This window comes from Acidocella aluminiidurans, assembly GCF_055383125.1.
The window spans coordinates 601,471-619,078 of the sequence record NZ_AP031589.1; the positions used below are offsets into that span (position 1 = coordinate 601,471).

The 17,608-nt window shown below is 64.9% G+C and carries 18 protein-coding genes; 14 read left to right on the forward strand and 4 right to left on the reverse strand.

Annotation, left to right across the window (positions count from 1 at the left end):
- The first annotated feature begins 19 nt into the window (after nucleotides 1-19).
- From ACZ46S_RS03140 to ACZ46S_RS03170, 7 genes are read left to right on the forward strand one after another with little or no spacing between them, the layout of a single operon-like run.
- Nucleotides 20-982: a lytic murein transglycosylase gene (locus ACZ46S_RS03140; protein WP_464063320.1), complete on the forward strand. Its 963-nt coding sequence runs from the start codon at nucleotides 20-22 to the stop codon at nucleotides 980-982.
- Nucleotides 979-1,851 (forward strand): septal ring lytic transglycosylase RlpA family protein, encoded by an 873-nt coding sequence (locus tag ACZ46S_RS03145; RefSeq protein ID WP_464063321.1) that lies wholly within the window; start codon nucleotides 979-981, stop codon nucleotides 1,849-1,851. Before ACZ46S_RS03140 ends, ACZ46S_RS03145 begins: the two co-directional genes overlap by 4 nt.
- Nucleotides 1,852-2,472, forward strand: a complete 621-nt coding sequence (gene tmk / locus ACZ46S_RS03150; protein ID WP_464063322.1) for a dTMP kinase — start codon at nucleotides 1,852-1,854, stop codon at nucleotides 2,470-2,472. It abuts the gene before it with no gap.
- Entirely contained in the window at nucleotides 2,472-3,440 is a 969-nt protein-coding gene (locus ACZ46S_RS03155) for a DNA polymerase III subunit delta' (protein WP_464063323.1), read from the forward strand. Before tmk ends, ACZ46S_RS03155 begins: the two co-directional genes overlap by 1 nt.
- Nucleotides 3,437-4,966 carry a methionine--tRNA ligase gene (metG, locus tag ACZ46S_RS03160; protein WP_464063324.1) on the forward strand — a complete coding sequence of 510 codons (1,530 nt, stop codon included), beginning with the start codon at nucleotides 3,437-3,439 and terminating at the stop codon, nucleotides 4,964-4,966. The genes ACZ46S_RS03155 and metG overlap by 4 nt, the downstream gene beginning before the upstream one ends.
- Nucleotides 4,966-5,745 carry a TatD family hydrolase gene (locus ACZ46S_RS03165; RefSeq protein ID WP_464063325.1) on the forward strand — a complete coding sequence of 260 codons (780 nt, stop codon included), beginning with the start codon at nucleotides 4,966-4,968 and terminating at the stop codon, nucleotides 5,743-5,745. Before metG ends, ACZ46S_RS03165 begins: the two co-directional genes overlap by 1 nt.
- On the forward strand, nucleotides 5,742-6,530 hold the full coding sequence (locus tag ACZ46S_RS03170) for an MBL fold metallo-hydrolase (RefSeq protein ID WP_464063326.1): 789 nt from the start codon (nucleotides 5,742-5,744) through the stop codon (nucleotides 6,528-6,530). Before ACZ46S_RS03165 ends, ACZ46S_RS03170 begins: the two co-directional genes overlap by 4 nt.
- Before the next feature lie 55 nt (nucleotides 6,531-6,585).
- On the opposite strand, the gene ACZ46S_RS03175 is transcribed toward ACZ46S_RS03170, so the two are convergent.
- The 3 genes from ACZ46S_RS03175 to ACZ46S_RS03185 form a co-directional block, all read right to left on the reverse strand.
- The gene (locus ACZ46S_RS03175; RefSeq protein WP_464063327.1) at nucleotides 6,586-7,992 is read right to left on the reverse strand and encodes a Hint domain-containing protein; all 1,407 of its coding nucleotides are present in this window, start codon (nucleotides 7,990-7,992) and stop codon (nucleotides 6,586-6,588) included.
- A gap of 512 nt (nucleotides 7,993-8,504) precedes the next feature.
- Nucleotides 8,505-8,705 carry a hypothetical protein gene (locus tag ACZ46S_RS03180; protein ID WP_464063328.1) on the reverse strand — a complete coding sequence of 67 codons (201 nt, stop codon included), beginning with the start codon at nucleotides 8,703-8,705 and terminating at the stop codon, nucleotides 8,505-8,507.
- 136 nt (nucleotides 8,706-8,841) lie between these two features.
- Nucleotides 8,842-9,249 (reverse strand): OmpA family protein, encoded by a 408-nt coding sequence (locus ACZ46S_RS03185; protein ID WP_464063329.1) that lies wholly within the window; start codon nucleotides 9,247-9,249, stop codon nucleotides 8,842-8,844.
- Nucleotides 9,250-9,352: 103 nt separating this feature from the next.
- On the opposite strand from ACZ46S_RS03185, the gene ACZ46S_RS03190 reads away from it, so the two are divergent.
- From ACZ46S_RS03190 to topA, 6 genes are read left to right on the forward strand one after another with little or no spacing between them, the layout of a single operon-like run.
- Nucleotides 9,353-10,276 carry an aspartate carbamoyltransferase catalytic subunit gene (locus ACZ46S_RS03190; protein ID WP_295744854.1) on the forward strand — a complete coding sequence of 308 codons (924 nt, stop codon included), beginning with the start codon at nucleotides 9,353-9,355 and terminating at the stop codon, nucleotides 10,274-10,276.
- 26 nt (nucleotides 10,277-10,302) lie between these two features.
- On the forward strand, nucleotides 10,303-11,544 hold the full coding sequence (locus ACZ46S_RS03195) for a dihydroorotase (protein ID WP_464063330.1): 1,242 nt from the start codon (nucleotides 10,303-10,305) through the stop codon (nucleotides 11,542-11,544).
- Nucleotides 11,541-12,134 carry a glycerol-3-phosphate 1-O-acyltransferase PlsY gene (gene plsY / locus ACZ46S_RS03200; RefSeq protein ID WP_008493012.1) on the forward strand — a complete coding sequence of 198 codons (594 nt, stop codon included), beginning with the start codon at nucleotides 11,541-11,543 and terminating at the stop codon, nucleotides 12,132-12,134. Before ACZ46S_RS03195 ends, plsY begins: the two co-directional genes overlap by 4 nt.
- On the forward strand, nucleotides 12,131-12,505 hold the full coding sequence (locus ACZ46S_RS03205) for a hypothetical protein (protein ID WP_295744845.1): 375 nt from the start codon (nucleotides 12,131-12,133) through the stop codon (nucleotides 12,503-12,505). The genes plsY and ACZ46S_RS03205 overlap by 4 nt, the downstream gene beginning before the upstream one ends.
- On the forward strand, nucleotides 12,498-13,595 hold the full coding sequence (dprA, locus tag ACZ46S_RS03210) for a DNA-processing protein DprA (protein ID WP_464063331.1): 1,098 nt from the start codon (nucleotides 12,498-12,500) through the stop codon (nucleotides 13,593-13,595). Before ACZ46S_RS03205 ends, dprA begins: the two co-directional genes overlap by 8 nt.
- Nucleotides 13,596-13,640: 45 nt before the next feature.
- A complete protein-coding gene (gene topA / locus ACZ46S_RS03215; protein WP_464063332.1) occupies nucleotides 13,641-16,355 on the forward strand; it encodes a type I DNA topoisomerase in 2,715 nt (904 codons plus the stop codon).
- A 108-nt stretch (nucleotides 16,356-16,463) separates the two neighbouring features.
- Here the strand turns inward: topA and ACZ46S_RS03220 are convergent, their stop codons facing one another.
- The gene (locus ACZ46S_RS03220) at nucleotides 16,464-17,051 is read right to left on the reverse strand and encodes a hypothetical protein (protein ID WP_464063333.1); all 588 of its coding nucleotides are present in this window, start codon (nucleotides 17,049-17,051) and stop codon (nucleotides 16,464-16,466) included.
- Between the two features lie 102 nt (nucleotides 17,052-17,153).
- On the opposite strand from ACZ46S_RS03220, the gene ACZ46S_RS03225 reads away from it, so the two are divergent.
- Entirely contained in the window at nucleotides 17,154-17,546 is a 393-nt protein-coding gene (locus ACZ46S_RS03225) for an MAPEG family protein (protein ID WP_464063334.1), read from the forward strand.
- The last annotated feature ends 62 nt before the right edge of the window (nucleotides 17,547-17,608 follow it).

Sequence of the window (17,608 nt, forward strand, 5' to 3'; positions counted from 1 at the left end):
GCATGGCACACTCGCTTCCATGTTCAGACGCATGATGTTGGCGGGGCTTGGCAGCGCTTTGGTGTTGCCGCAGGCGGGCAGGGCGGCACAGCCTTTCCCGGAATTTCTGGCGCAGCTGCAGGCGCGCGCGCGGGCGGCGGGGATCCCGGAGCGGATCGTCATGGCCAGCACCGGCAGCCTCACCCCCAACCAGGACGTGATCAAGCTCGACCATCACCAAGCCGAATTCACCCTGACCTGGGCGCAATATTCCAGCCGGGTGCTGAGCCAGACCCGCATCGCCAATGGCCAGGCGAAATACGCGCAGGTGCGCAGCCTACTCGCCGCCATCACCAGCCGCTATGGCGTTTCCGCCGATGTGATGCTGGGCATCTGGGGGCTGGAGACGAATTTCGGCGCCAACCAGGGCGATTTCAACGTGATCGACGCGCTGACCACCCTGGCCTGGGATCGCCAGAGCCATTATTTCGGCAATGAGGTGATCAAGGCGATGACCATCGTGGCGCGCGGCGATGCGCCGGTCGCCAATCTGCTGGGCTCCTATGCCGGCGCCATGGGGCAGCCGCAATTCATGCCCAGCACCTATCTCACCACCGCAATCTCCTTTTCCGGCCAGGGCGCGCCGGATATCTGGAATTCCGATGCCGATGCCCTGGCCTCGATGGCGAATTACCTCGCCAAGGCCGGCTGGCAGGCGGATGCGCCCTCCTCCGAACCGGTGCTGGCCCCGGCCAGTTTCAACGCCGCGCTGGCCGGGCGCGAAAACATGCAGACCATCGGCTATTGGGAGAAGCTTGGCGTGCAGCGCCTGCCCGGCGCTCCCGGGCTCTCCGCCGCCACCCCGGCCGCCTTGCTGCTGCCCGATGGCGCCGGCGGCCAGGCCTTTTTGGTCTATGAAAATTTCAAGGCGATCCGGCGCTATAACCCGTCCGATTTCTACGCGCTCGCGGTCGGCGCGCTGGGACGGATGATCCTGTCATGAGCAGCCGGCTGATCCTGGGGCTGTGCACGTTTCTGGCCGGCTGCATGCCCAAGGCGCCGCCGCCGCCCGCCCCGGGGCCGGTGACCTATACGGTCGGCAATCCCTATCAGGTCGGCGGCGAATGGCGCTATCCGCGCGAATTCGGCGCTTATGACGTCACCGGGCTGGGCATCATCATCGCGCATGATGACGATCCCTACACCGCCGATAACGAGCTGTACGACCCTGACGGGCTGATGGCCGCGAGTCCGGTACTGCCGCTGCCCAGCATCGTCACCATCACCAATCTGGTGAATGGCCGTTCGCTGCAGGTGCGGGTGAATGAGCGCGGGCCGAACGTGCCAGGGCGCGTCATCGCCGTGACGCCGCGCGTTGCCCGGCTCTTGGATTTCCCGTCCGGCGGCGTGGTCGAGGTTGAGGTGAAACTAAACACCCAGGCCAGTTCCGCGCTGCAGGGCGCGCTCGGCGCCGGGCCGAAGCTGCAGGCCGCCCCTGTCGCCGGCATCACCGCGCAAGCCTTGGGCGCGCCGGGCAGTGCCGGGCCGATCGGCGCGGCGCATCAGCTGGTGCAGACCAACGATAACACCCCGCGGAATGCCGGCCCGACCCTCTCCGGCCAGGTCATTCAGGCCCAGCCCGCGCCCGGCCCGCTCTGGGTGCAGCTGCCCGGCTATGGCAATGAAAGCGACGCGGCGCGGGTGATGGCGCGGCTCTACGGCATGCCGGCGCGCATCGTGCCGGTCTTCGGCGGCGATCGCACGCTCTGGGCGGTGAATATCGGGCCCTATCATTCGGTGGAGGATGCCGATCAGGCGCTGCAACATGTGCTGAATGCCGGCATGACCGACCCTGAGATCATCGTCCGGTAAGTGGCGCAGGGTCTGTTCATCACGCTGGAAGGCGGGGAGGGGGCAGGCAAATCCACCGCCGCCCGCGGCCTGGCCGAGGCGCTGCGCGGCGAAGGCCATGAGGTGGTGCTCACCCGCGAGCCCGGCGGCACCAAGGGCGCGGAGGCAATCCGCGCGCTGCTCCTCAACCAGGATCTGCCATTGGATGCGCTGGCCCAGACCATGCTGCATTTCGCCGCCCGCGCCGACCATGTGGCGGGGCTGATCCGCCCGGCACTGGCGCGCGGCGCCATCGTCATCTGCGACCGGTTTTACGATTCCACCATGGCCTATCAGGCCTATGGCCAGAATGTCCCCATTGCCCAGGTGCGCGCCTTGATCGAGCTGCTCGGGCTGGTGCCGGACATCACCTTCCTGCTCGCCCTTCCCGCCGCGCAAGCCCAGGCGCGGCTGGCCAAACGCGCCTCCGGCACCGACCGCTATGAGCAGATGAACCGCGATTTTTTCGCCCGCGTGCAGGCAGGCTTCGCCGAAATCGCCGCCGCCGAAGCCGAGCGCGTCGTCACCATCGATGCCAGCCCGGCGCCAGAGGCGGTGGTTGCCAGCATGCGGGCGGCGCTCCGCGCCCGGATGGGGTGCTGATGTCGCCCGACCCGCGCGCCAACCCGCATTTTCGCGGCCATGAGGCGGCCATCCATGCGCTGCGCTCGGCGGTGACCGCCGGGCGGCTGCATCATGGCTGGCTCTTCGCCGGGCCGCCGGGCATCGGCAAGGCCACCCTGGCCTATCGCTTCGGGCGCTGGCTGCTGGCCGCCGGACAGAGCGAGGATCTCGCCATCCCTGAATCCTCCGGCCCGTTCCGGCGCATCGCCGCCGGCACCCATCCGGATTTCTTCACCGTCGAGCGGCGGATCAACGCCAAAACCGAGAAGCTGCAAGGCGAAATCGTCATCGCCACGATCCAGGAGGCCAGCGCCTTCATGCGCCTCACCCCGGCCGAGGGCGGCTGGCGCGTGGTGCTGGTGGATGGCGCCGAGGATATGAACAGCAACGCCGCCAACGCGTTGCTGAAATTGCTGGAGGAACCGCCGCCGCGCTCAATCCTGCTGCTGACCAGCGCCGCCCCCGGCCGGCTTTTGCCCACCATCCGCAGCCGTTGCCGGGTGCTGCCAATGTCGCCGCTGCCGGACGCGGTGATGCGCGCCTTGCTGGCCGATTACGCCCCGGAGGCGGATGCGAACCGGCTGATCGAGCTGGCGGAGGGAAGCATCGGCAACGCGCTGAACCTGGCGGAAGGCGGCGGCGTCGCCGTCGCCGCGCTGGTGGACGAAGCGCTGGACGCCCCGGTTGCTCCCGCCCGTGCCCAGGCGATGGCCGACAGCGTCGCCCGCAGCGTGGAGGGGGCGGACAAGTTCGAGCTGTTCTTCTCTCTGCTGCGCACCCGCCTGGCCGCCCGCACCCGGGCGGCCGCACGGGCAGGGGCGGGCAATCTCACCCATAACGTCACGCTCTGGCAGGATTTTGGAAAACTGGAGCGTGAAGTGTTAGGACTGAACCTGGATAAGCGCGCCGCCATCCTCGTGGCGCTGGAACAGTTGCATAGGTCATGAGCAAGACGAAGTTTTATATCACCACGCCGATTTACTATGTGAACGGCGCGCCGCATCTCGGCCACGCTTACACCTCCACCGCCGCCGACGTGCTGGCCCGCTGGCACCGCCTCGCCGGCGATGAGGTCTTCTTCCTCACCGGCACCGACGAGCACGGCCAGAAGGTGGAAGCCGCCGCCCGCAATGCCGGCATCGCCCCGCAGGATTTCACCGACCGTGTCTCCGCCGATTTCCGCGACATGGCGCGGGCAATGAACATCTCCAACGATGATTTCATCCGCACCACCGAAGCGCGCCACAAGCAAGCCTGCCAGGCGATCTGGAGCAAGCTCAAGGAAAACGGCTTCATCTATCTCGGCGCCTATGAAGGCTGGTACGCGGTGCGCGATGAAGCCTTCTATGATGAGAGCGAAACCGCGCTGAAGCCGGATGGCAGCCGCTACGCGGTGGCCTCCGGGGCTGCCGTGGAATGGGTGGTCGAGCCCAGCTATTTCTTCAAGCTGAGCGCCTTTCAGGACAGGCTGCTGGCCTTCTATGAGGAAAATCCAGGCTTCATCGCCCCCGCCGCAAAGCGCAACGAAATCCTCTCCTTCGTGCGCGGCGGGCTGAACGATCTCTCCATCTCCCGCACCTCCTTCTCCTGGGGCGTGAAAGTGCCGGGGGATGAAAAGCATGTGATGTATGTCTGGCTGGACGCGCTGGTGAATTACCTCACCGCTGTCGGCTATCCTGACATGACCGGCCCGCGCGCGGGTTTCTGGCCCGCCAATCTACATCTGGTCGGCAAGGAGATCATCCGCTTCCACGCCGTCTATTGGCCCGCCTTCCTGATGGGTGCGGGGCTGGAGCTGCCGAAAAAGATCTTCTCGCATGGCTGGTGGACGGTCGAGGGCGAGAAAATGTCCAAATCCCTGGGCAATTTCATCGATGTCCGCCCGCTGGTGCAGGAATATGGGCTGGACCAGATCCGTTATTTCATCCTGCGCGAGGTGCCGTTTGGCAATGATGGGGATTTCTCCAAGGACTCTCTGCATCGGCGCATCAACTCGGATCTCGCCAACGGCATCGGCAACCTCGCCCAGCGCACCCTCTCCTTCATCGGCAAGAATGCCGGTGCGGCGGTGCCCCCGAAAGGCACGCTGACCGAGGCCGACGAGGCGCTGATCGCCGACGCCAAGGCGCTGCCGGCAAAACTCCATGCCGCGATGGAGAAGCTCGCCTTTCACGAGGCGCTGGATGAAATCTGGCGCCTGATCCGCGCCGCCGATGGCTATATCGACGCCCAGGCCCCCTGGAGCCTGCGCAAGACCGATCTCGATCGGATGAACAGCGTGCTCTACACGCTCTGTGTCGTGCTGCGCACGCTGGGCGTGGTGCTGCAGCCCTTCATGCCGGAGACGATGAGCAAGTTACTGGATTATCTCGGGCTGGACGAAGCCCGCTCGCTCGCCGTGCTGGACACTGCGCTGGTGGAAGGCACCGCCTTGCCCACCCCGACCGGCCTGTTCCCGCGCGTGGGTGTGTGATGCTCGTCGATTCCCACTGCCATCTCGATTATTTCAACCAGCCCGGCGAACAGGCGCAGGTGATCGCCCGCGCCGTCGCCGCCGGGGTGGGCGAGATGGTCAGCATCGGCGTGACGCTGGCGCAAAGCCGCGAAATCGTCGCCATCGCGCAGGCGCATGACAATGTCTGGGCCTGTGTCGGCGTGCATCCCAACCATGCGGCGGATGTGCTGCCGGTGGTGGAACCGGACGTGCTGGCCAAGCTCGCCGAACATCCGAAAGTCATCGGCATCGGCGAATCCGGCCTGGATTATTTCTACGACAAGGCGCCGAAGAATGTGCAGGAGCAGAATTTCCGCGCCAATATCCGCGCCGCGCGCCTGGCCGGCATGCCGATCTGCATCCATGCCCGCGACGCCGATGAGGATATCGCCAGGATATTGCGCGAGGAAAGGGAAGGGGGGCATTTCGAGTTTCTGCTGCATTGCTTCTCCTCCTCACGCTGGCTGGCGGAGCAGGCGATGGCGTTGGGCGGCTATTTCTCCTTCTCCGGCATCATCACCTTCCCGAAAGGCGAAAATGTCCGCGAGGTCGCGGCGATGGTCCCGGCCGACCGGATTCTGGTGGAGACCGACAGCCCCTATCTCGCCCCCGCGCCCTATCGCGGCAAGCGCAACGAACCCGCCTACACCGCCTACACGGCGGCGAAACTGGCGGAGGTGAGGGGGCTTTCGGAAACGGATTTGGCGGCGCTCACCACGCGCAATTTCCGCACCCTGTTCCCGAAAGCGGCGGCATGAAAATCACCCTGCTGGGCAGCGGCGGCTCGGCGGGGCTGCCGCAGATCGGCGGGCCGGATGGGCGTGGCGATTGGGGCCAGACGGACCCCACCGAGCCGCGCAACCGCCGCACCCGCCCCAGCATCGTCATCGAAACCGAAGCCGGCCAGCGCATCCTTGTCGATACCGGGCCGGATCTGCGCCAACAGCTCATCAACTGCGCGATCCCGAAAATCGATGCGGTGATCTACACCCATGACCATGCCGACCATGTCGCCGGGCTGGATGATGTGCGTATCCTCAACCGCATTCTGGAAGCGCCGATGCCGGCCTACGCCATCGCCTCGGTCTGGGCGCAACTGCGCGCGCGCTTCTCTTACGCATTCAGGGAGTGGAAAGGCGGCTTCTTCGGCCGCCCGGCCTTTTTCACCAATGACATCGTCGCGGGCGAGCCCTTCGCGCTGTTCGGCCTCTCGATTCTGCCCATCGACCAGGATCACGGCTACTCCCGTTCGCTCGGCCTGCGCATCGGGGATTTCGCCTATTGCACGGACGTGGTGCGCTTCGAGCCCGCGCAGATGGAGGCCCTGCAAGGGGTGAAAACCCTGGTGGTCGATTGCTTCACCCCGGACAATAACCATCCCACCCATGCCGGGCTCGGCACCGTGCAGGGCTGGGTGCAGGCGCTGAAAATCGAGCGCACCATCCTCACCCATATGGGGCCGGCGATGGATTACGCGAAACTGCGCCGCACGCTGCCGGACTGCATCGAGCCCGGCTATGACGGCATGGAATTTCACGCCTAAAAAACCGGGGCCATCGCTGGCCCCGGCTTCCCCCCCCCCCCCCCCCCCCGAATGCTCAGGCGGCGGCGGCGATGCCCAGCCGGCGGCGCAGCGCCATCGGCAGCTGGCGCGCGGATTTCACGCGCAGATAGCCCATTTCGGGTTTCTCCGGCGCCCCACCGAAAATCGCCTCATGCTCGGCCCAGTTATCGAAGGCCATGCGATCGACATGGTCGATGAAGGTCTCCGCCGAAACGCCTTCGGCGAGGATCAGCTCATGCGCATCCACCTCGACATGGTAATAGGTGAAATTCTCCTTAAGCCCGCTCACCCGGGTGATGCTCTCCCCATCCACCAACGCCCCGGCATTCACCAGAATATCATCCACCAGCACCGCATGATCCGGCGAGATCAGGAGGTCACGGGTAGGCTGCCCGGCACCGAGCGCGCCAGCGCCGACGCGCACCGGCAGATGGCGCAGCGGATCCGCGAACCGCGGCGAGACGACACGCTTGCCGATCCAGCGCACCGGCACCGCGTCGCCCTGAGCGGTGAGCACGAGATCGCCGATCTGCAATGCTTCGACGGTCGCAAACCCATCCGGCGTGGCGATCCGCGTGCCGGTCAGGAAGCATGGCACAGGACTATTGGCGGCGACATCGATCGAATAGGTGGTGGTGCCGGATGTCGTCCCGGAGGAGGCCGTGAAGGCAAGCGGCCCGTCACTCCCGAATGTGTAGGTGTTGTTGGTAAAGCCGGAGTCGAAGACGCTGAAGCTGCCAATGCTCGTGCCGCCGGCATTCAGCAGCGTGATGGTTTGCGTGCCTGTCGGCGTGCCGGTGATCGTGTAGGAATCCACGCTTCCGGACAGGTTTTGCAGCTGGATTTTGCTATTGACGCCGGTGAAGCCATTGATGGTCGTCGTTGAAAGATTGAGCAGGGTGCCGCCGGCATTGACCACAAACGTGCCGCCGCTGGACAGGAAATTGATGGTGGCATTACCCAAAATATCGGCAAGGCCGGTGCCGGGAGAAAAGGTGCCGCCATAGCCGATATTCACCGTGGTGCCAGACAAAGCGTTTGCGACGGTCCCGCTCGCGAAACTGGCGGTGCCGCCATAAACATCGATGGTCTGGCTGCCGAGTACATTCGCGCCGGCATTTATCTGCGTGGTTCCGCCAATATAGAAAACATTCCCAGCGCCCAGCGCGAGGGTGAGCGTGATGCCGCCCGTCGAACCCGGCACCGAGATGAAGGTGCCACTCGCGAGGGCGAGCAGTTCCGTGTAGCCCGTTGATCCGGTCACCACGCCGCCCGTGCCGAGCAAGCCCGTACCTAGAACGCCGGTATCGATCGAGGTTGAAGGAAGAATGCTCGTCCCGCCGGTGGTCGCAATCGATACAGTGTAGCTTTCGTCTCCTAAGAGGCCAGCCCCATTATCAACGACGGTGTAAACCAAATTGCCGATCGTGTAGGTCGTCATTCAATCCTCCATCCTCAAAGCTTCAGAAATATTCAGGAACAAACTGGAAAATTCCGTTTATTCCGGCCTTCTTGTTTGGTCCGTGTCACCAGGCACACAGCAGCCCTCTCCGGTTCACCACGCCTCTTCAGCGCGCCCTAAAGGGCAGGCGCTGCGCTCAGGCGCGTTCAACCGAACCAGACATCACAATGAACCGTTTGAAATCCGGCATGTTACCAACGCCGGAGCGCCGGATTTAGCCAGATTTACTAACTAACATATCCCCTATAAATTTCTGGTTTATGTTGATCTCGTTTTATTCTCAGTCCGCTTTGGCACAACTGGCAAGATGTTTGTTATAAATAAATTTTCATCAATGTGTTACCGATTTTCGCGTGAATGCGGCTTGATTCAATAATTACAAAGAAACTTTCCGTAGGCTTTAAATGTTTTGCAACGCAAAAACCGAGCCTACCTGCGTCCGTGTTAGCGCCAACATCAACTCAAGAGTGCATTTTATCTCGATGATAATGTTAGGTCTTTCCGCTCATGCGCGTGCCAGAATCATTATTTTGTTGCGTCTTGCGGATAAAAAGGAAGGGGTTGTCAACAGCTTTCGCGTAGGCTGATGAATGCCCGGTCATGCCGCGCCGCGCCGCGCCGGCCCGAACATAAATAACCGTCATCTTCACCGCATTGTGAACGGTAGCCTTGCTGTCCAACGCGTGATCCACCACGCAAACACCAGACTCGGGCCCCAAGGCCCCAGCCCAATCGTCATCATTGTCCGACCGTCATCCCTATTACTTTCCATAATATAGATTCTGCGTTTTATCCGTGTATGAAAAAGGCGGCCGAAGCCGCCTTCCTTCAGTGCCCGATTTCGACCAGCACCCGCCGCGCCGCCTGCACCGGGGCCCCCGGCGCCTCGCTCGTGGGCCGGATTTCGCCGCGCGCGTGGATCCGCAGCCTGGCGCGCTCCACGCCATCCGCCACCAGCTGGTCCGCCACCACCTGGGCCCGGGTTTTGGACAGATACAGATTTGCCTGCGGGTCGCCCACACTATCCGCCGCTCCCACCACGGTTACCGGCGCATCGGGCTGCTCATTGGCGGCCTTGGCGATGGTGGCGATGGTGGTCAGCGCCGGCTGGTCGAGCGCGGCGGAGAAAGGCTGGAAAAACACAGGGGTTGCCGGCGGCGGCGGGCCGACCGGGCCCTCGAGTTCGGCGCAACCGGCCAAACCGGCCAGAACGCTGAGAATCAGAAGTTTTTTCATCGAGCCCCCGTATTGCTTTGCAATACATCATTTCAGGAGCCCGGCCAAAAAATCAACTGGCGCATTCCCTGCCGGGCTGGATTATGGTCTAAGGCGGCTCGCCATGGCGTCATTGAAACATCTGCTCGGGATCGAGGGGCTCAACCCGGCCTCCGTGACCAATCTGCTGGATCTGGCCGAAAGCTACGCGCTTTTGAACCGCTCCGGCAAAACCCAACGCGACAGTTTGCGCGGCCGCACCCTGATCAATCTGTTCTTCGAGGACTCAACCCGCACCCGCACCAGCTTCGAGCTGGCCGGGCGCCGGCTGGGCGCGGATGTGGTCAATATGTCCGTCGCCACCTCCTCCGTCACCAAGGGCGAGACGCTGCTGGACACCGCCGCCACGCTGAATGCGATGAATTGCGATCTCTTGGTGGTGCGCCACAAATCCTCCGGCGCCCCTGCCCTCCTGGCGCAGAAGGTCGGGGCCTCGGTGATCAATGCCGGGGACGGCACGCATGAGCACCCGACCCAGGCGCTGCTGGATGCGTTGACCATCCGCCGCAACAAGGGCCGCATCTCCGGCCTCACTGTCGCCATCTGCGGCGATGTGCTGAATTCCCGCGTCGCCCGCTCCAACATCCTGCTGCTGACGATGATGGGCAATTTCGTCCGGCTGGTCGGGCCGCCGACCTTGGTGCCCGGCTCCATCGGCGTGAATGGCGTGGAGATTTTCCACGACATGGAAGCAGGGCTGAAAGGCGCTGACATCGTGATGATGCTGCGCCTGCAGAAAGAGCGCATGACCGCCGGGCTGATCCCCTCAAGCCGCGAATATTTCGCCTTCTACGGGCTGGACCGCAAGAAGCTGGCCTACGCCAAGCCGGACGCGCTGGTGATGCATCCTGGCCCGATGAACCGGGGGGTGGAGATCGATAGCGAGGTGGCGGACGATGCCGCGCGCTCGCTGATCAAGGAACAGGTGGAAATGGGTGTGGCCGTCCGCATGGCGGTTCTGGATACCTGCGCGCGGAGCAACCATTGAGTATTTTATTTCGTAAAATCCGTTATTTGGATGCGTCAGCGCAGAGTTTGCATGAAGGCGAGCTGCTGGTGCGGGACGACAAGATCGCCGATTTCGGCCCCTCTCTGGGCAATCCCGAAGGGGCTGAAATCATCGAGGCCGAGGGTGCCGTGCTGGCCCCGGGCCTGGTGGATATGCGCGCCGCCATCGGCGAGCCGGGCTTTGAATATCGCGAGACCATCGCCAGCGCGGCGCAGGCCGCCGCGGCCGGGGGCATCACCTCCATCGCCGTGCTGCCCGAGACCGATCCGGTGATCGACGATCCTGCCTTGGTGCGCTTCCTGCGTTCGCGCGGCGAGGAAACCGGCAGCCTGTCCGTGCTTCCTTACGGCGCCGCCACACGCGGGCTGGAGGGCAAGGAGTTGGCCGAATACGGGCTGATGAAGGCCGCCGGTGCCGTCGCCTTCACCGACGGCTCCAAAGCCATCGCCTCCTCGCGCACCATGCGGCTGGCTTTGTTCTATGCTTCGGGCTTCGATATGCGCATCGTCCAGCATCCTGAGGATGTGGAGTTGGCCCGTGGCGCCGCCGCCACCGCCGGCCCCCGCGCCACCTGGATGGGCCTGCCCGGCGTCTATGCCGCCGCCGAGGCGATCTGTGTGGCGCGCGACATCCGCCTGGCCGAACTCACCAATGGCGCGCTGCATTTCGCGCACGTGACCACCGCCGAGGCGCTGGAGCTGATCCGCCGCGCCAAGGAAAAAGGCCTGAAAATCACCTGCGATACCGCCCCGCCTTATTTCGACCTCAACGAAACCGCGATCGGCGATTACCGCACCTACGCCAAGCTGTCCCCGCCCTTGCGGGTGGAATCGGATCGTCTGGCCGTGATCGAGGCGCTGAAGGACGGCACCATCGACGCCATCGCCTCCGACCACCAGCCCCGCGATGCCGACGACAAGCGCCAGCCTTTCGCCGAGGCCGCCCCTGGCGGCTGCGGCCTGGCCACGCTGCTCAGCGTGACGCTGGCGCGGGTGCAGAATGGCGATCTCTCTCTGCCTCAGGCGCTGTCTCTGCTCACCGCCAGGCCCGCCGCCTGGCTGGGCATCGAGGCGGGCGTCATCGCCAAGGGCAAACAGGCCGATCTCTGTCTTTTCGATCCCGAAAAATCCTGGCAGGTTCAGGCCGGGAAACTTCCGGGCAAGGCGCAGAACACGCCGTTCGACGGCCGCGCCCTGGAAGGCGTGGTGCTGGGCACCTGGAAGGCCGGGCGGAGGGTGTACGGGTGATCTTGTCTTATCTTGGCGTCGCCATCTTCGGCTATCTGATGGGCAGCGTCCCCTACGGGCTGCTGCTCACCCGCCTCGCCGGGCTGGGCGATATCCGTTCGATCGGCTCGGGCAATATCGGCGCCACCAACGTGCTGCGCACCGGCAACAAGAAACTGGCGGCGGCGACCCTGTTGCTCGACGCGCTGAAAGGCTTCGTCGCGGTGATGGTGGTGAAGCTGGCCTGGCATCATGGCGTGCTGGTCACCGGCATCGCGGCGGTGCTCGGGCATCTGTTTCCAGTCTGGCTGCGCTTCAAGGGCGGCAAGGGTGTGGCGACGGGGCTGGGCGTGTTCTACGGCATGATCTGGCCGCTGGGCGTCATCTGCTGCGCCATCTGGCTGCTGGTGGCGTTCACGCTGCGCTATTCCTCGCTCTCCGCCCTCATCGCCTACGCCGTGGCGCCGATTGCGGCCTTGCTGCTGGACGGGCCCTTGGCCGCCGAGGCGGTGCTGATCATCTCGGCCTTGGTGTTCTGGAAGCATAAACCCAACATCCAGCGCCTGTTGCGTGGCGAGGAGCCGCGGATCGGCGGAAAGGCAACCGCATGAAACGCGCCCTTCCCTTCGCGCTCTGGCTGCTGACGGCGGCACCTTGCTTGGCGATCAGCCATTTCCAGGCCGACCGCATTCATATCTTCAATGCCGGCAGCTGCGCGGCCCCCACCGGCCCGCTCTGGATCACGATCGGCACCGGCATGGCCGCCCCCGGCTTCGTCAATGTCACCGCGCCGGGGTTCGATCAGATCGGCGCGCTGGTCTCCGGCAACGGCCCTGGCCAGTCCGAGGCGGTGCTGGCCGCGCAATCCCCCGGCTGCGGCGTCATCGCCGGCTTTTACCGAGAGGGCACGCCGGTCGGCGCCTGGATCGTTCCGCCGGCCAAGCTGCCGGAGCTGGTCGCCATCCTGAAGGCGAATGGCTGACGCCGCATTCGGGTTTTTGCGCCTGGCCCGCACCGAGAGCGTCGGGCCGATCACCTATCGCCGGCTTTTGCAGCGCTTCGATGACCCGGCGGCGGCGCTGGACGCCTTGCCTGGCCTGGCCCGTGCCGGCGGCCGCGCCACCCCGCCGCGGATCCCGCCCGTCGCCGAAATCGAACGCGAAATCGCAGCGCTACGAAAAATCGGCGGCCGGTTTCTCTTCCTGGGCCAGCCCGGCTACCCCCCGGCCTTGGCGGAATTGCCGGACGCCCCCGCCGCGCTTGCCGTGCTGGGCGATGCTGGCCTGCTCAGCGATGCCGGCATCGGCATTGTCGGCGCCCGCAATGCCTCGCTGAACGGGTTACGGCTGGCGGAGCTGCTGGCGGCGGATCTGGCGGCGCATCTGCCCATCATCTCCGGCCTGGCGCGCGGCATCGACAGTGCGGCGCATCAGGGCGCGCTGCGGGCGGGGAAGACCATCGCCGTCATCGCCGGCGGGCTGGATGTGCCCTACCCGCCCGAGAACGCCGATCTGCAACGAAGGATCGCGCAGGGGGGCGCGGTGGTGGCCGAGGCGCCGCTCGGCACCGCCCCGCTTGGCCGGCATTTTCCCAAGCGCAACCGCATCATCGCCGGGCTCTGCCAGGGGCTGGTGGTGATCGAGGCGGCGGCGCGCTCCGGCACGCTGCTCACCGCCCGCCTCGCCGCCGAGGCCGGGCGGGAGATTTTCGCCGTGCCCGGCTCGCCGCTGGACCCGCGCTCCGCCGGCGGCAATGACCTGCTGCGCCAGGGCGCGCATCTCACCGAAACCGCGCAGGATGTGCTCGCCAATCTGCGCGCCGCGCCGGCCCCGGCCGGGTTCGCCGCCCCAAAGCCGCCGCCGCTCATCGACATGCCGGACCCGCAGGAACTGGCCCGCGCCCGCGCCGCCATCCCGCCGCTGCTGGGCCGCGAGGGGGCCAGAGTTGACGAGATAGCCCGGCGCTGCCAACTGTCGATCCCAGCAATAAGGGCGGTGATCCTGGAATTGGAGCTGGCCGGGCGGGCGGAAAGCCTGGCTGGCGACAGGATCATCAGCCTGGAAGACCCTTAAAGACGCTGCGCAGGCAGCGGCAAGACGAATGAATGGAACGGCCCGTTGACTGATATCGTCGTCGTCGAATCTCCCTCCAAAGCCAAGACGATCAATAAATATCTGGGCGATTCCTATAAGGTTCTGGCGAGTTTCGGGCATGTGCGCGACCTGCCGCCGAAGGATGGCTCCGTCCGCCCGGACGAGGATTTCGCCATGGATTGGCAGGCGGATGATCGCGGCGCCAAGCAGCTCTCCGAAATCGCCAAGGCGCTGAAGGGGGCCGGCACGCTCTATCTGGCGACTGACCCGGACCGCGAAGGCGAGGCGATTTCCTGGCATGTGCAGACCGCTTTGGCGGAACGCAACGCGCTGAAGGGCGTGAATGTCCGCCGTGTCACCTTCAACGAGATCACCAAAACCGCCGTCAAGCACGCGATGGCGCATCCGCGCGATCTCGATACCCCGCTGATCGAGGCTTACCTCGCCCGCCGGGCGCTGGATTATCTGGTCGGCTTCACCCTCTCGCCGGTGCTCTGGCGCAAGCTGCCGGGCAGCCGCTCGGCCGGGCGGGTGCAATCCGTGGCGCTGCGGCTGATCTGCGAGCGCGAAGCCGAGATCGAGGTGTTCAAGGCGCGGGAATACTGGACGGTGGAGGCTTCCATGCTGACCCCGACCGGCGCCCCCTACCCTGCCCGGCTGACCCATTATCAGGGCAAGAAGCTGGAGCAGTTCGACCTGAATAACGAGGTTTCGGCCCGTGCCGCCGAGGCGGCGGTGAAGGCCGGGACCTTCAACGTGGCCAATGTCGAGAAAAAGCGCACCCGTCGCTCGCCGCCGCCGCCCTTCATCACCTCCACGCTGCAGCAAGAGGCCAGCCGAAAGCTCGGCTTCTCCTCCCAGCAGACCATGCGCCTGGCCCAGCAGCTTTATGAGGGCGTCGAGATCGGCGGCGATACGGTGGGTCTGATCACCTATATGCGAACCGATGGCGTGCAGCTGGCACAGGAGGCGGTGTCCTCCATGCGCAAGCAGATCCAGGCCGAATTCGGCGAGGCCTATCTGCCGGTCGCGCCGCGCATCTATCAGAGCAAGGCCAAGAACGCCCAGGAAGCGCATGAGGCGATCCGCCCGACCGATATTGCGCTGAAGCCGGAAAAAGTCGCGCGGATGCTCAATGCCGAGCAGGCGAAGCTCTATGAGCTGATCTATAAGCGCGCTCTGGCCTGCCAGATGTCGCCCGCCGAGCTGGACCAGACGGCGGTGGACCTCACCGACGGTGCGGGCCAGACGCTGCGCGCCACCGGCTCGGTGCTGGCCTTCGACGGTTTCCTGAAGCTCTACAAGGAAGACCAGGACGATCCTTCCGATCAGGATGAGGATAGCCGCATCCTGCCGCCGATCGCCAAGGGCGACCCGGCAAAGACCCGCGACGTGACCGCCAGCCAGCATTTCACTCAGCCGCCGCCGCGCTTCTCCGAGGCCAGCCTGGTGAAGAAGATGGAAGAGCTGGGCATCGGCCGGCCCTCCACCTATGCCTCCATCCTCTCGGTGCTGCGCGACCGCAATTATGTGAAGCTGGAGGCGCGGCGCTTCATCCCCGAGGATCGCGGCCGGCTGGTCACCGCCTTTCTCACCAGCTTCTTCGCCCGCTATGTCGATACCGGCTTCACCGCCAATCTGGAGGAGCAGCTCGACCAGATCGCCGAGGGCAATGAGGATTGGCGCGCGGTGCTGCGCGCCTTCTGGGACGATTTCTCGGCCGCGGTGGCGCAGACCAAGGATCTGAAAATCTCGGACGTGATCGACGCGCTGGATGCCGATCTCGGCCCGCATTTCTTCCCCACCCGCGAGGATGGCACGGATCCGCGCCTGTGCCCGGCCTGCGGCGATGGCCGGCTGGGGCTGAAGCTGGGACGGTTTGGCAGCTTTATCGGCTGCTCGAATTACCCGACCTGCCAATATACCCGCAAACTCGCGGTGGAAGGCGGGGATGACGAGACGGATGCGCTGAAGGACGGCATGCGCCTGCTGGGCCAGCATCCGGAGACCAAGGAGGATATCACCCTGCGCCGTGGCCCCTACGGGCTCTATGTGCAGCAGGGCGAGCCGGACCCGGAGGACAAGAAAGCCAAGCCCAAACGCGCCTCGCTGGCGCGCGGCATGGAAGGGGCGACGCTGACGCTGGACGAGGCGTTGGGGCTGCTGGCGCTGCCGCGCCTGATCGGGCTGCATCCGGAGACCGGGCAGAAGATCGAGGCGAATATCGGCCGCTTCGGGCCATATGTGAAAATGGGCGCCTTGTTTGCCTCGATGGATCGCGATGACAGCGTTCTGCATATGGGGCTGAACCGGGCGATGGAGCTGATCGCCAAGAAGCAGGACAGCATCAAGAGCATCGGCGCGCATCCGAAGGATGGGGCGGAGGTGCTGGTGCGCAAGGGCCGGTTTGGGCCGTATGCGCAATGGGGCAATGTCGTCGCCAATCTGCCGCGCGGGGTGGAGATGGGCGCGGTGACGCTGGATGAGGCGGTGGCGCTGCTGGCCGAGAAGGGCAAGACGCTGGCACCACGCGGCAAGAAGGGGGCGAAGGCGCCGGCGAAGAAGGCCGCCGCCGCGAAGACGGCACCGGCCGCGAAAGCCGCCCCCGCCAAGGGCGCGGCCAAGACGAGTTCTGCCAAGAATGCCGCGAAAAAGCCCGCTACGAAAAAACCAGCGGCCAAGGCAGCGCCGGCCAAAAAACCGGCAGCCAAAAAGCCCGCCGCGAAGACCACCGGCTGAATCGGGTTAGAGCGTCAAGCGTTTAGCTTGATGCTCCAACTTTTGTTTTGGCGAGGAATTTTATGTGTTTTTCCTGACGCTACCGCGTCAACCTCAACACATCTTACTCTAAGCGCTCGGCTTGTTTCGCGTCCGGCTGACCGGGCGCGGCGCAAGGCGGGCTTTCGCCGCCGGGGCGGGCATGTCCTCGTCCCGCGTCACCGGCGCTGGCGGACGGGCCGCCGTGGGTTTGGTCACATGGGTTTTCGGCGCGGTTGTCGCCAACTCGGCCGTCCGGGCCTTGGAGGTGGAGGTCTCGTGCACCTCCCGCGCCGGCTCCGGCGAGGTCGGCTCGGCGGCTTTGCGCGGGGCCGGGATGGTGCGCAGCAAGGCCCCCGCCTCGGTGAAGCTCTCGCGCAGCTCGTCCGAGATTTCCTTCGCCAGCGCCTGGGCCTGTTCAATATCGCGCTGCACCAGCTCCGAGACATGGGTGGGGTCGAGCTGGTTCCACTGCATCAGCGTCATCCGGCTGGCCAGATATTCCTGGCTGAATCGCAGCTGCGCGCGCATGGCCGCCCCCAGCCCCTGGAACAAGCGCTCCTGCGCCTGCAGCAAATTGGCGGTGCGGGCCTGGAATTGCCGCATCGCGGCTTCTGGATCGAAATTGGCGCCCATGAAGGCGGGGCCGGATGGGGTGTGCGGGTCGAGCTTCGCCATGTCGCGTCCTCCTCAGCAATATCGTTAATATAGACGCTGCCCGTGCCAATGTGGCGGAATTTCACGAAATTTTATAAGGTTTTTGCAGAATTGGAGGTGAAGATGGAAGGGTTTCACGGGCTGTTGGCCTGTGCCGGGGTGCTGGGCGGGCTGTTCGCGCTGCTCACGGTGAATGTGTTTTCTCAGCGTTTCAAGGCGAGGGTGGTGCTGGGAACGGGCGGGCCGGAGCATAAGGCTTTGCTGGTGGCCGTGCGCACCCATGCGAATTTCGCCGAATATGTGCCGCTGACCTTGCTGCTGCTGGCGGGAGATCTCTATGGCGGGGCGCCGTCCGGGCTGGTGGTGAAGGCCGGCTGGGTGCTGGTGGCGGCACGGGTGGCGCATGCGATCGGGATGCGCCTGCCCGCGCCAAATAAAAGCCGCGCGGCAGGGGCGCTGTTGACGCTGGCGGTGCTGGTTGGCGCCAGTCTGGAGGCGGTTTATCTGGCGATTTAGAGCATCAAGCTTTTAGCTTGATGCTCTAAATTTTGTTTTAGCGAGCAATTTCATGTGTTTAT